The 13144-nt window shown below is 60.2% G+C and carries 10 protein-coding genes; 4 read left to right on the plus strand and 6 right to left on the minus strand.

Going from position 1 to position 13144, the window contains the following annotated elements:
• Nucleotides 1–2 precede the first annotated feature (2 nt).
• Complete coding sequence (gene pepN / locus AC3WP4_RS02325; protein ID WP_102614772.1) at nucleotides 3–2660, plus strand: aminopeptidase N; 2658 nt, start codon at nucleotides 3–5, stop codon at nucleotides 2658–2660.
• Nucleotides 2661–2728: 68 nt separating this feature from the next.
• Here pepN and AC3WP4_RS02330 read toward each other — a convergent pair whose 3' ends face one another.
• Together AC3WP4_RS02330 and AC3WP4_RS02335 are read right to left on the minus strand one after the other, a co-directional pair.
• Complete coding sequence (locus AC3WP4_RS02330) at nucleotides 2729–5827, minus strand: multidrug efflux RND transporter permease subunit (protein WP_102614771.1); 3099 nt, start codon at nucleotides 5825–5827, stop codon at nucleotides 2729–2731.
• A gap of 15 nt (nucleotides 5828–5842) precedes the next feature.
• Complete coding sequence (locus AC3WP4_RS02335) at nucleotides 5843–7000, minus strand: efflux RND transporter periplasmic adaptor subunit (RefSeq protein ID WP_102614770.1); 1158 nt, start codon at nucleotides 6998–7000, stop codon at nucleotides 5843–5845.
• 267 nt (nucleotides 7001–7267) lie between these two features.
• On the opposite strand from AC3WP4_RS02335, the gene AC3WP4_RS02340 reads away from it, so the two are divergent.
• Nucleotides 7268–7969, plus strand: coding sequence for a response regulator (locus AC3WP4_RS02340; RefSeq protein ID WP_074876325.1), 702 nt, complete (start codon nucleotides 7268–7270; stop codon nucleotides 7967–7969).
• 4 nt (nucleotides 7970–7973) lie between these two features.
• Nucleotides 7974–9275 (plus strand): ATP-binding protein, encoded by a 1302-nt coding sequence (locus tag AC3WP4_RS02345; protein ID WP_102614769.1) that lies wholly within the window; start codon nucleotides 7974–7976, stop codon nucleotides 9273–9275.
• A 6-nt stretch (nucleotides 9276–9281) separates the two neighbouring features.
• Here the strand turns inward: AC3WP4_RS02345 and AC3WP4_RS02350 are convergent, their stop codons facing one another.
• The 4 genes from AC3WP4_RS02350 to AC3WP4_RS02365 all read right to left on the minus strand — a co-directional run bounded on the left by AC3WP4_RS02350 (nucleotide 9282) and on the right by AC3WP4_RS02365 (nucleotide 12240).
• Nucleotides 9282–10235: a D-2-hydroxyacid dehydrogenase family protein gene (locus AC3WP4_RS02350; RefSeq protein ID WP_102614768.1), complete on the minus strand. Its 954-nt coding sequence runs from the start codon at nucleotides 10233–10235 to the stop codon at nucleotides 9282–9284.
• A 13-nt stretch (nucleotides 10236–10248) separates the two neighbouring features.
• The gene (locus AC3WP4_RS02355) at nucleotides 10249–11274 is read right to left on the minus strand and encodes an alpha/beta fold hydrolase (RefSeq protein WP_102614767.1); all 1026 of its coding nucleotides are present in this window, start codon (nucleotides 11272–11274) and stop codon (nucleotides 10249–10251) included.
• A gap of 85 nt (nucleotides 11275–11359) precedes the next feature.
• The gene (locus tag AC3WP4_RS02360; protein WP_076031233.1) at nucleotides 11360–11794 is read right to left on the minus strand and encodes a YqaA family protein; all 435 of its coding nucleotides are present in this window, start codon (nucleotides 11792–11794) and stop codon (nucleotides 11360–11362) included.
• On the minus strand, nucleotides 11794–12240 hold the full coding sequence (locus AC3WP4_RS02365; RefSeq protein WP_074876335.1) for a DUF411 domain-containing protein: 447 nt from the start codon (nucleotides 12238–12240) through the stop codon (nucleotides 11794–11796). The genes AC3WP4_RS02360 and AC3WP4_RS02365 overlap by 1 nt, the downstream gene beginning before the upstream one ends.
• Nucleotides 12241–12605: 365 nt before the next feature.
• Between AC3WP4_RS02365 and AC3WP4_RS02370 the strand changes: the two genes are divergently transcribed.
• Nucleotides 12606–13136, plus strand: a complete 531-nt coding sequence (locus AC3WP4_RS02370; RefSeq protein WP_074876337.1) for a hypothetical protein — start codon at nucleotides 12606–12608, stop codon at nucleotides 13134–13136.
• The last annotated feature ends 8 nt before the right edge of the window (nucleotides 13137–13144 follow it).

Consider the following 13144-nt stretch of genomic DNA (forward strand, 5'->3'; position numbering starts at 1 on the left):
GCATGCGCACCGAACAACCGAAGATGATCTACCTGAAGGACTATCAGGCGCCCGAGTACCTGATCGACGAGACACACCTGACCTTCGAGTTGTACGAGGACCACAGCCTGGTCCATGCGCAACTGGTGATGCGCCGCAATCCCGAGCGTGGCCCGGGCCTGCCGCCGCTGGTGCTGGATGGCCAACAGCTTGAATTGCTGTCGGTGAACCTGGCCGACATCGAACTGACCGCCGCCGACTATCAGTTGACGGAAAACCACCTGACCCTGCACCCGACCAGCACCACTTTCACGGTCGACACCAGTGTCAGGATCCACCCGGAAACCAACACTGCGCTGGAAGGCCTGTACAAATCCGGCACGATGTTCTGCACCCAGTGCGAGGCCGAAGGCTTCCGCAAGATCACCTATTACCTCGACCGTCCGGATGTGATGAGCACGTTTACCACCACGGTGGTCGCCGAGCAGCACAGCTATCCGGTGTTGCTCTCCAACGGCAACCCGATTGCCTCAGGTCCCGGCGAAGACGGCCGGCACTGGGCGACCTGGGAAGATCCGTTCAAGAAGCCTGCCTACCTGTTCGCGCTGGTGGCCGGTGATTTGTGGTGCGTCGAAGACACGTTCACCACCATGACCGATCGTTCCGTGGCACTGCGCATTTATGTCGAGCCGGAAAACATCGACAAGTGCCAGCACGCGATGAACAGCCTGAAGAAATCGATGCGCTGGGACGAAGAGGTCTACGGTCGCGAGTACGACCTGGACATCTTCATGATCGTCGCGGTCAACGACTTCAACATGGGTGCCATGGAGAACAAGGGTCTCAACATCTTCAACTCCAGCGCCGTGCTGGCCCGCGCCGAGACCGCCACCGACGCCGCGCACCAGCGGGTCGAGGCAATCGTCGCCCACGAGTACTTCCACAACTGGTCGGGCAACCGTGTGACCTGCCGCGACTGGTTCCAGTTGTCGCTGAAGGAAGGCTTCACCGTGTTCCGCGATTCGGGTTTCTCCGCCGACATGAATTCGGCCACGGTCAAGCGCATCCAGGACGTGGCGTACCTGCGCACCCACCAGTTCGCCGAAGATGCGGGTCCCATGGCTCACGCCGTGCGCCCGGACAGCTTCATCGAGATTTCCAACTTCTATACCCTCACCGTGTACGAAAAGGGTTCGGAAGTGGTCGGCATGATTCATACCTTGCTCGGCGCCGAAGGCTTCCGCAAAGGCAGCGACCTGTACTTCGAACGCCATGACGGCCAGGCCGTGACCTGTGACGACTTCATCAAAGCGATGGAAGACGCCAACGGTGTCGACCTGACCCAGTTCAAGCGCTGGTACAGCCAGGCTGGTACACCGCGTTTGGCGGTCAGCGAGTCCTACGACGCGGCGGCGAAAACCTACAGCCTGACGTTCCGTCAAAGCTGCCCGGCAACCCCAGACAAGGTTGAGAAGCTGCCGTTCGTGATCCCGGTCGAACTGGGCCTGCTGGACGCCAAAGGCGCGGCCATTGCGTTGCGTCTTTCCGGTGAAGCCAGTGCCCAGGGCACCTCACGGGTCATCTCCGTAACCGAAGCCGAGCAGACGTTCACCTTCATCGACATCGCGCAACAGCCATTGCCTTCGTTGCTGCGTGGCTTCTCGGCGCCGGTGAAACTGAGCTTCCCGTACAACCGCGATCAACTGATGTTCCTGATGCAGCACGACAGCGATGGTTTCAATCGCTGGGATGCGGGTCAGCAATTGTCGGTTCAGGTGCTGCAAGAGCTGATTGCTCAGCAGCAAAAGGGCGAGAAACTGGTACTGGATCAGCGTCTGGTTTCTGCCTTGCGTACCGTGTTGTCGGACGAAACGCTGGATCAGGCGATGGTCGCGGAAATGCTCTCGCTGCCGGGCGAGGCGTATCTGACTGAGATCAGCGAAGTGGCTGACGTTGACGCCATTCACATCGCTCGCGAGTTTGCTCGCAAGCAACTGGCAGAAGGTTTGTTCGAGGCGTTGTGGTTGCGTTATCAGGCCAATCGCGATCTGTCGAAGAAAACCCCGTATGTGGCTGAGGCCGAACACTTCGCTCGTCGCGCGTTGCAGAACATTGCGCTGTCGTACCTGATGCTCAGCGGCAAACCGGAAGTATTAGCGGCGACGCTCGAGCAGTTCGAGACCAGCGACAACATGACCGAGCGCCTGACGGCGTTGGCGGTATTGGTCAATTCGCCGTTCGAAGACGAAAAAGCCAAGGCTTTGGCCAGTTTTGCCGAGCACTTCAAGGACAATCCGCTGGTCATGGATCAGTGGTTCAGCGTCCAGGCGGGCAGCGTGCTGCCCGGTGGTCTGGAGCGGGTCAAGGCGTTGATGCAGCATCCGGCATTCAACATCAAGAACCCGAACAAGGTTCGTGCACTGGTCGGCGCGTTTGCCGGGCAGAACCTGATCAACTTCCATGCGGCCGATGGTTCGGGTTATCGGTTCCTCGCGGATCTGGTGATCGAGTTGAACGGGTTCAACCCGCAGATTGCTTCTCGGCAGTTGGCACCGCTGACTCGCTGGCGCAAGTATGACGATGCGCGCCAGGCGTTGATGAAAGGTGAGCTTGAGCGGATTCGCGCTTCGGGCCAGCTGTCCAGCGATGTGTTCGAGGTGGTCAGCAAAAGCCTGGCCTGACTCAGGGTTCGCTCCTGCAGTGGTTCGCCTGAACCCTGCAGGAGCTCGCTCCCACAGGGTAGGTGGGGTTAGATACCCTTATGGCGCTTGCGCACGAGTTTCATCACCACCACAAAAAACACTGGCACAAACAGCACAGCCAGTGTCGCCGTGATCATCCCGCCAATCACCCCGGTGCCGATGGCTTGCTGGCTCGCTGAACTGGCCCCGGTGGCAATCGCCAGCGGCACCACACCCAGAATGAACGCAAGCGACGTCATCACAATCGGTCGCAGTCGCAGGCGCGCGGCTTGCAGCGTGGCATCGATCAGGTCATGGCCTTCGTCGTACAGGCTCTTGGCGAACTCGATGATCAGGATCGCGTTCTTCGCCGACAGCCCGATGATGGTGATCAATCCAACCTTGAAGAACACGTCATTGGGCATCCCGCGCAAAGTCACGGCCAGTACCGCGCCGAGCACGCCAAGCGGCACCACCAGCAGCACCGAGGTCGGAATCGACCAGCTCTCATACAACGCGGCCAGACACAGGAACACAATCAGCAACGATAAACCGAGCAGGATCGGAGCCTGACTGCCGGATAACCGCTCCTGCAATGACAACCCGGTCCATTCCTGCCCCAACCCCGCCGGTCCTTGCGCCACCAGACGCTCGATTTCCGCCATGGCTTCGCCGGTGCTGTAACCGGGCGACGGTTCACCGGAAATACTGATTGCCGGGTAGCCGTTGTAGCGAGTCAATTGCGCAGGGCCCTGGGTCCACCTGGCCTGGACGAAGGCCGACAACGGCACCATTTTCCCGGCGCTGTTGCGCACGTGAATCTTCAGCAGATCGGCGACCTGACTGCGCTGATCGCCTTCAGCCTGCACCACCACACGCTGCATCCGCCCCTGATTGGGGAAGTCGTTGATATAGGCCGAACCGACGGCGGTGGACAGCACGTTGCCAATGTCGGCAAAGGACACGCCCAGCGCGTTGGCCTGTTTGCGGTCGACTTCCAATTGCACCTGCGGCGCTTCGGCCAGGGCGCTTTCGCGCACGTTCATCAGGATCGGACTTTTCTCGGCGCCAGCGAGCAATTCACTACGCGCCTGCATCAACGTGGCATGACCGAGGCCGCCACGGTCCTGCAAGCGGAACTCGAAACCGCTGGAAGTGCCAAGGCCATCCACCGGCGGCGGCAGCACTGCAAACGCCACGGCGTCCCTGATCTGGCTCAACGCGATGTTGGCGCGATCGGCAATGGAGCTGGCCGAGTCGTCGCTACCCCGGTCAGACCAATCCTTGAGCGTGGTAAACGCCAACGCGGCGTTCTGCCCGCTACCGGAAAAACTGAAACCGAGAATCACCGTGCTGTCGCCGACGCCGGGTTCAGTGGCGTTGTGGGCTTCGATCTGCTCGACCACCTGCACCGTGCGGTTCTTGCTTGCACCCGGTGGCAGTTGAATGTCGGTGATGGTGTAACCCTGATCCTCCACCGGCAGGAACGAGGAGGGCAGGCGACTGAAGCACACGCCCAATCCGATCAGCAGCACGCCGTAGATCAACAGGTAGCGGCCTGTGCGTTTCAGTGCATAGGCAACCCAGCCCTGATAACGCTCGGTCAGTTGCTCGAAGCGCCGGTTGAACCAGCCGAAGAACCCGCGCTTCTCGTGGTGTTCACCCTTGGCAATCGGCTTGAGCAGCGTCGCGCACAACGCCGGGGTCAAGGTCAGGGCGAGGAACGCCGAGAACAGGATCGACGTCGCCATCGACAAGGAGAACTGCCGGTAAATCACCCCGACCGAGCCCTGCATGAACGCCATCGGAATGAACACCGCGACCAGCACCAGCGTGATGCCGATGATCGCCCCGGTGATCTGCTTCATCGCCTTGCGCGTTGCTTCTTTGGGCGACAGGCCTTCGGTGGCCATGAGCCGCTCGACGTTCTCCACCACCACAATCGCGTCATCCACCAGGATGCCGATCGCCAGCACCATGCCGAACATGGTCAGCACGTTGATCGAGAACCCCAGCGCCAACATGGTCGCAAAGGTGCCCATCAGCGCCACCGGCACCACCAGGGTCGGAATCAGCGTGTAGCGGATGTTTTGCAGGAACAGGAACATCACCGCGAACACCAGCAACATCGCCTCGCCAAGGGTGTAAACCACCTTGGTGATCGAGACTTTGACGAAGGGCGAGGTGTCGTACGGGATCTTGTATTCCACGCCAGCGGGGAAGTAGCGCGCCAGTTCGTCCATCTTCGCCCGCACCAACGTGGCAGTGCTCAAGGCATTGGCGCCCGGTGCCAACTGCACGCTGACGGCGGTCGATGGTTTGCCGTTAAGGCGGGTGGAGAACTGGTATTCCTGACTGCCGATCTCGACACGCGCCACATCTTTGATGCGCACCGTGGAGCCGTCGGGATTGGCTTTCAGGACGATGTCGGCGAATTCTTCCGGCGTCGACAACTGGCCTTTGACCAGAATGGTCGCGGTGATTTCCTGGGTGGTGCGGGTTGGCAAATCGCCGATGCTACCCGCCGACACTTGCGCGTTCTGCGCGACGATGGCGGCGTTGACGTCGGCCGGGGTCAGGTTGAAGCCGATCAGCTTCTGCGGATCGATCCAGATTCGCATGGCCCGTTCGGCACCGTACAACTGCGCCTTGCCGACGCCGTCCAGACGCTTGATCTCGTTCATCACGTTGCGTGCCAGGTAATCGCTGAGCGCCACGTCGTCGAGCTTGCCGTCGCTGGAGGTGAGGGTGATCAGCAGCAGGAAACCGGCGGAAACTTTCTCCACCTGCAAACCCTGTTGTGTCACCGCTTGAGGCAGACGCGACTCGACCACTTTCAGGCGGTTTTGCACATCGACCTGCGCCATTTCCGGGTCAGTGCCCGGCTGGAACGTCGCGGTGATGGTGGCACTGCCGAGGCTGCTCTGGGATTCGAAATACAGCAGATGGTCAGCGCCGTTGAGTTCTTCCTCGATCAGGCTGACCACGCTTTCGTCCACGGTTTGCGCCGAAGCACCGGGGTACACCGCGTAGATTTCGACTTTCGGCGGCGCGACGTTGGGGTATTGCGCCACCGGCAACTGTGGAATGGCCAGGACGCCGGCCAACAGGATGAACAGGGCAACCACCCAGGCGAACACCGGGCGATCGATAAAGAACTGCGGCATAAAGAAGCGTCCTGCTTACTGGCCAGAAACCTGGGCAAGTGGAAGAGGGGTGTCGTCGATCTGCACTTTTTCGCCGGGACGGGCGTGCTGCAGGCCTTCGGTGACGATGCGGTCACCGGGCTTGAGACCGGCGGTGACGATCCAGCGATCGTTCTGCACGGCGCCCAGTTCGACCGGTTGCTGGCCGACTCGCTGCTCGGCATCGAGCAACAGCACTTGGGCAATACCGGCACTGTCACGCTGGATGGCCCGTTGCGGCACGCTGATGCCTTGTTGGTTGACCGCTTGCTCCAGACGCACGCGCACGAAGCTGCCCGGCAGCAAATCGAGGTCCGGGTTGGGGAATTCGCTGCGCAGAATGATCTGGCCGGTGCCGGGGTCGACGGTGATGTCGGCGAACAGCAACTTGCCGGGCAACGGATAGAGACTGCCGTCGTCCTGGATCAGCGTGGCTTTGACCTGGTCCTGACCGACCTGCTGCAAGTGGCCGGAACGGAACGCCCGGCGCAGGTCGTTGAGTTCGCGGGTCGATTGGGTGAGGTCGGCGTGAATCGGGTTCAGTTGCTGGATCAATGCCAGCGGTGTGGTTTCGTTCTGCCCGACCAGTGCACCTTCGGTCACCAGCGCGCGACCGATGCGCCCGGAAATCGGGGCGGTGACGGTGGCGTAACCCAGGTTGAGTTTCGCCCGTTCCACGGCAGCCTGGTTCGCGGCGACGTCGGCAGCGGTTTGCCGGGCACTGGCCCGGGCGTTGTCATAGTCCTGACCGCTGATGGCATTGCCTTCGATCAACTGCGCGTAACGCTGCTCTTGCAGGCGCGCCTGGAACGCATTGGCTTGCGCCCTGCGCAGCGCCGCTTCGGCGCTGTCCAGGTCGGCCTTGAACGGCGCCGGGTCGATACGGAACAACACTTCACCTTTTTTTACATCACTGCCTTCACGGAACGCCCGTTGCAGCACCACACCGGCAACCCGAGCGCGGACTTCGGCAATGCGTGGCGCGGCAATCCGCCCGCTCAGTTCGCTGGTGATCGACAGGGGGCGGGCCTGGATGGTTTCAATGCGAACCGTGGCCAGAGGCGCCTGTTCTTCGGCAGTCGAAGCCTTGTCACAAGCGCTCAGCGTCACCGCCAGTGCAATCAGGCTGAGCCTGGCAAGCAGATTCTTTGACATGTAATACCCCAATAATGACCCCCCGCATCCTACGGGGAGGCGACGAGGGTAGCGGTGAAGCTTTGTTGGTGCTGTGTGAAATTGTGTAAGGGTTTTACTCAGGCACGGTTGAGGGCGTATATCCTTCACGCCTCGATTTCTATTGCGACTGTTAGATTGCTTTCGCGAGCAGGCTCGCTCCTACAGTTGAAATGCGGTCCCCTGTGGGAGCGAGCCTGCTCGCGAAAGCGGTCTGTCAAACGCCACTGCACTTTCTGGAAACACCCCATGCCCAACATCCTCCTGGTCGAAGACGACACCGCGCTCTCCGAACTGATTGCCAGTTACCTGGAACGCAACGGCTATAGCGTCAGCGTGATCAGCCGCGGTGACCATGTGCGCGAACGGGCGCGGGTCAATCCGCCGGACCTGGTGATCCTCGACCTGATGCTGCCGGGGCTCGATGGCCTGCAAGTCTGCCGCTTGCTGCGCGCCGATTCGGCCACTTTGCCGATCCTGATGCTCACCGCCCGCGACGACAGTCACGATCAGGTGCTGGGCCTGGAAATGGGCGCTGACGACTACGTCACCAAACCTTGCGAACCGCGGGTGTTGCTGGCTCGGGTGCGGACGTTGTTGCGGCGCAGCAGCCTGATTGAACCGCAGACGGCCAACGACCGCATTCTGATGGGCAATCTCTGCATCGATTTGTCCGAGCGCACCGTGACCTGGCGCGAGCAATTGGTCGAACTGTCCAGCGGTGAATACAACCTGCTGGTGGTGCTCGCTCGGCATGCCGGCGAAGTGCTCAGTCGTGACCAGATTCTGCAACGCCTGCGCGGCATCGAGTTCAATGGCACCGACCGCTCGGTGGACGTGGCGATTTCCAAGCTGCGGCGCAAGTTCGACGATCACGCCGGCGAGGCGCGCAAGATCAAGACGGTGTGGGGGAAGGGGTACCTGTTCAGCCGTTCCGAGTGGGAATGCTGAGTCGATGTTCAGAATCCTGTTTCGCCTGTATCTGGTGACCATCGTTTCGTACAGCGCGGCGATCTATCTGGTGCCTGACGTGGTGATCAAGGTCTTCCAGGAGCGCTTTGTCACCTACAACCTCGATTATTCGCGCGGGCTGCAAACCCTCATCGTCAAACAGTTTCACGCCGTGCCCCCGGCGCAGTGGCCGGCATTGGCCGCGGAGATGGACAAGGAATTCCAGCCGCTGCACATCGTCCTGACCGGTAACGACGACCCCGATTTCACCGCGGATGAGCGCAGGCGTTTGCAGCGTGGCGAGAACATCGTGCGCATTGGCGACTGGGGCTGGCGCACCCTGGCGGTGGCGCCGCTGAACGAGCGGACGGTGGTGGAGATGGTCGTGCCGCCGGACCCGATAGACGTCAGCCTGTTGTACTGGAGCATCAACGTGTTGATCGGCGCGACCATGCTCGCCTGCCTGTTGCTGTGGCTGCGCCCGCACTGGCGCGACCTGGAACGTCTCAAAGGGACGGCTGAACGTTTCGGCAAGGGCCATTTGAGCGAGCGCACACAGATTTCCAGAAGCTCCAACATCGGTAGCCTGGCCAACGTCTTCGACACCATGGCTGGCGATATCGAGAACCTGCTCAACCAGCAGCGGGACCTGCTCAATGCCGTCTCTCACGAATTGCGCACGCCCCTCACACGACTGGATTTCGGCCTGGCGCTGGCACTGTCCGACGATTTGCCCGCCGCCAGTCGCGAGCGTCTGCAAGGGCTGGTTGCGCACATTCGCGAACTCGATGAGCTGGTGCTGGAGCTGTTGTCCTACAGCCGCCTGCAAAACCCGGCGCGGCTGCCGGAGCGGGTCGAAGTGTCGCTGGATGAATTTATCGACAGCATCCTCGGCAGCGTCGACGAAGAACTGGAATCCCCGGACATCGTTATCGATGTGCTCCTGCACGGACAACTTGAGCGCTTCACCCTCGACCCAAGGCTGACTGCCCGCGCCATACAGAACCTGCTGCGCAATGCGATGCGCTACTGCGAAAAACGCATCCAGATTGGTGTGCAGGTGTGTGCCAAGGGGGCGGAAATCTGGGTGGACGACGATGGGATCGGTATTCCGGATGAGGAGCGGGAGCGGATTTTCGAACCGTTCTATCGGTTGGATCGCAGTCGGGATCGGGCCACTGGCGGGTTTGGTCTGGGGTTGGCAATCAGTCGTCGGGCGTTGGAAGCTCAGGGCGGTACGCTCACCGTTGAAGCGTCGCCGCTGGGTGGGGCACGGTTTCGGTTGTGGTTGCCCACCTCAGCCTGACGCGTATCAGCTCAGTACGCGAATCGGTTCTCCCGCAGACCACGCCTGAATATCCTCGATCATCTGCGAGAAAAACTGCTGATAGTTTTGTTGGCTGACATACCCGACGTGCGGCGTGGCCAGCACAGTGTCCAGGGTTCTGAACGGATGATGAGGTGGCAAGGGTTCCTGCTCGAAGACGTCCAGCGCAGCACCGGCCAGTCGCCGTTTCTGCAACGCCTTGATCAACGCCGCCTCATCGACGATCGGGCCACGGGCAGTGTTGACCAGCAGCGCCGAGGGCTTCATCCAGTCCAGCGCCTGGGCGTCCACCAAGCCGCGGCTACGCTCGCTGAGCACCAGATGGACCGATAGCACATCGGCCTGTTCGAACAGTTCCTGTTTGCTGACGCAGGTCACGCCGACTTCGGCTGCGCGTTCGGCGGTCAGGTTCTCGCTCCAGGCAATCACCCGCATGCCGAACACCTGGCCGAACCGGGCAACGCGAGTGCCAATGCTGCCCAGCCCCAGGATTGCCAGGGTCTTGCCATGCAGGTCGCCGCCCAGGCTTTGCTGCCATAAACCGGCTCGCAGGGCGTTGGCTTCAACCACCAGGTTGCGGGTCGCCGCCATGATCAACGCCCAGGTCAGTTCCGGCGCGGCGTGCTTGTAACTGTCGGTGCCACAGACCTGAATGCCCTGCGCGGCGGCGGCTTTCAGGTCCAGGGCGGCGTTGCGCATGCCACCGGTGACCAGCAGCTTGAGATTCGGTAAGCGCCGCAGCAAGTCCTCATCGAACCGGGTGCGTTCGCGCATCACGCAGATCACTTCGAACTCGCCCAGCCTTGCCGCCAGGGTGTCGTTGTCGCCAGGGTAGTCATGGATGAAACTTACCTGGCCGATGGGCTCCAGCACCGACCAGTCCACCACGTCACGGGCCACGTCCTGCCAGTCATCAATCATCGCGATCTGCACTGTCATCGGCTTTACCTCATCAATGAACGGGGTTGGTATTGTTCAGCCAAGCGAGCAGGGCCTGGTGGAATTGCGCCGGTTCTTCCATTTGCGGCGCGTGGCCCATGCCGGGGAATTCGACCAGCGTTGACCGGGGAATCAGTTTCGCCACCTGCTTGCCGAGGACGTCGTAGTGACCGAGTTTCGCCTTGACCTCGGGCGGTACGATGTCGCTGCCGATGGCCGTGGTATCGGATGTACCGATCAGCAGCAGGGTCGGCATCTTCAGGTCCTTGAACTCGTAGTACACCGGTTGGGTGAAGATCATGTCGTAGATCAGCGCCGAATTCCACGCCACCTGCGTATGCCCCGGTCCTTTGTTCAACCCGGCGAGCATGTCTACCCAGCGATCGAATTCCGGCTTCCAGCGGCCGCCGTAATAGGTGTTGCGTTCATAGGTGCGGATGCCGTCGGCGGTGAGTTTCAGCTCGCGCTCATACCATTGATCGACCGTGCGATAGGGCACGCCGAGCGCTTTCCAGTCTTCCAGGCCGATGGGGTTGACCAGGGCCAGTTGTTCGACTTGGTCGGGGTATTGCAGCGCATAGCGCGTGGCGAGCATGCCGCCGGTGGAATGCCCGAGAACACTGGCCTTTTGAATGCCCAGGGCCTTGAGCAATTGCTGGGTGTTGGTCGCCAGTTGCTGGAAGCTGTACTGATAATGGTCGGGTTTGCTGGAGGTGCAGAAACCGATCTGGTCCGGGGCGATGACCCGGTAACCGGCTTCACTCAGGGCCTTGATCGAACTGTCCCAGGTGGCACCGCAGAAGTTCTTGCCGTGCATCAGCACCACGCTGCGTCCGTTGGCCTTGCCGTTGGCGGCGACATCCATGTAACCCATTTGCAGGGATTTGCCCTGGGATTCAAAGGCGAAATGCTTGACCGTGTAGGGGTATTCGAAACCTTGCAGCTCCGGCCCGTATTCCGGGCCTTCGGCGTGGGCGATGACAGGCAATGCAGCGGTCAGTAGCAGGCTGGGCAGCCAGCGGAAAGGGGTGAGGGACATGGGCGAGCTCCATTGGAAATCGGCCGATGCTGGATCGGCATGATTAGGGCGACATTAAACACAGGCAATCGCCGTGGCTAATCGTTCAACCCATCCAGCCCACTGTGGCCATGGCCAACACACCATAACGGGCGCCTTTGGCGAGGGTCACGATCAGCAGGAATCGCCCCAGCGGCTCGCGCATCACGCCGGCCACCAAGGTCAGCGGATCACCGATCACAGGCACCCAGCTCAGCAGCAACGACCAATGACCGTAACGCTGATAATGCACCCGGGCTTTTTCCAGATGGCGCGGGCTGACGGGAAACCAGCGCCGATCATGAAACCGCTCGATACCGCGTCCCAGCCACCAGTTCACCAGCGACCCCAGGACATTGCCCAATGTCGCCACGGCGAGCAGCGACCAGAGCCAATACTTGCCGCTGAGCAACAGCCCCACCAACACCGCTTCGGACTGCAAGGGCAGCAAGGTTGCCGCACCGAATGCGGCAAAGAACAGCCCGATGTACGCACCGAACATCAATGGGCCGGGTAGTCCGCCACCACCATGTCGGTGCCATCTTTCTTCAGGCCGATCACTTGATACGCATCACTCATGCCGTCCATTTCCATGCCGGGTGAACCCATGGGCATGCCGGGTGCGGCGACACCCAACAGATCGTCGCGCTTGCTCAAGGCCAGCACCTGATCGGCGGGGACATGACCTTCAACGAATTTGCCGTTGATCAAAGCGGTATGACACGACGCCAGACGTGGAGGCACGCCGTGCTGTTGCTTGAATTCGCTCATATTGGCTTCGACGTGATCGTCGACTTTGAAGCCGTTGGCTTCCAGATGGCTGATCCATTTTTTGCAGCAACCGCAATTGGCATCGCGGTGAACCTCGATCGGGATCAGGTCGGCGGCCTGGGCCAGGGAGGAAATGAACAGGGCGCTCAGGGCGACCAGACGCAGGTGGGTTCGCATGGGGGATCTCGTCTCGAATAGCGGCCAAAAAATGCATTTTGACCATTCTAACCAGTATCGAGGCAGGAGATTGTTTCGAAGTAATACGAGTTTCAGCCGCCGCACATTCTTTGTAGCAGCTGCCGAAGGCTGCGTCCGGCTGCGTAGCGTCGAAAAATCACACTCCCAATGGATAAGCCAATGAAACAGGGCGCTTTTCCGCTTGTATCGTAAATGTACGAGAATTGTAAAAAACCGGAATAAATAGTTGGTATGGCAAGTGGCCAGGCTGATACTCGCCCGCTCTAATCCAGATTAAACAAGGAGCTTTGTATGGTCGCCTCACACGGATGTCTGTTTCAGATAGCGCAGTCGGGAGTTCGGTCATGACTATTGGCTATACCGGTGCCTGGACTTCCAAGGCAGGTTTGCTGGTCAAGGACACAGGCGCTGGCAAGCCTGTGACGCACAGCGCCAGGGTCAAGCAAATGCTGGCATTGGTGGGAAGCGATCCCAGTGCGCTCAACACGAAGTTGATGGATGAGCAGAAACTGCACAGAAACATCAAAGGCTTCGATCCGGAAAATGTCACCGCCAAACAACTGGGCAATCTCAGTGCGTTCTTGAAAGCCAAAGGACTGATTTCTGATATTACTTCAATGACCTTAATGAATGCCGGTGACAAGTTTGACCGGTTCGGAATACAGAAAGACCCGGATGCGAAATTCAATGCACTGGAGTATTTCGCCACTCAACTGGACACCATCCAGAACAACAGCATCAAGGGTGACAAGTACGCTGCGGGACTGATCCCGGAATACAAGAAAGCGATCTACGTACTGCAGAATTTACAAGCTTATGGCAAGGGCAACGGCACATCAGTGCCTACCGACAAGGGCGTCAGCTCAAAGGCGTGACGGTTTGT

It is taken from the genome of Pseudomonas sp. FW305-20 (assembly GCF_058788075.1).

Bases quoted from the DNA above. Each gene is read 5' to 3' on its own strand.
- pepN (WP_102614772.1), top strand. From the start codon at position 3: ATGCGCACCGAACAACCGAAGATGATCTACCTGAAGGACTATCAGGCG.
- AC3WP4_RS02330 (WP_102614771.1), bottom strand. From the start codon at position 5,827: ATGCCGCAGTTCTTTATCGATCGCCCGGTGTTCGCCTGGGTGGTTGCC.
- AC3WP4_RS02335 (WP_102614770.1), bottom strand. From the start codon at position 7,000: ATGTCAAAGAATCTGCTTGCCAGGCTCAGCCTGATTGCACTGGCGGTG.
- AC3WP4_RS02340 (WP_074876325.1), top strand. From the start codon at position 7,268: ATGCCCAACATCCTCCTGGTCGAAGACGACACCGCGCTCTCCGAACTG.
- AC3WP4_RS02345 (WP_102614769.1), top strand. From the start codon at position 7,974: ATGTTCAGAATCCTGTTTCGCCTGTATCTGGTGACCATCGTTTCGTAC.
- AC3WP4_RS02350 (WP_102614768.1), bottom strand. From the start codon at position 10,235: ATGACAGTGCAGATCGCGATGATTGATGACTGGCAGGACGTGGCCCGT.
- AC3WP4_RS02355 (WP_102614767.1), bottom strand. From the start codon at position 11,274: ATGTCCCTCACCCCTTTCCGCTGGCTGCCCAGCCTGCTACTGACCGCT.
- AC3WP4_RS02360 (WP_076031233.1), bottom strand. From the start codon at position 11,794: ATGTTCGGTGCGTACATCGGGCTGTTCTTTGCCGCATTCGGTGCGGCA.
- AC3WP4_RS02365 (WP_074876335.1), bottom strand. From the start codon at position 12,240: ATGCGAACCCACCTGCGTCTGGTCGCCCTGAGCGCCCTGTTCATTTCC.
- AC3WP4_RS02370 (WP_074876337.1), top strand. From the start codon at position 12,606: ATGACTATTGGCTATACCGGTGCCTGGACTTCCAAGGCAGGTTTGCTG.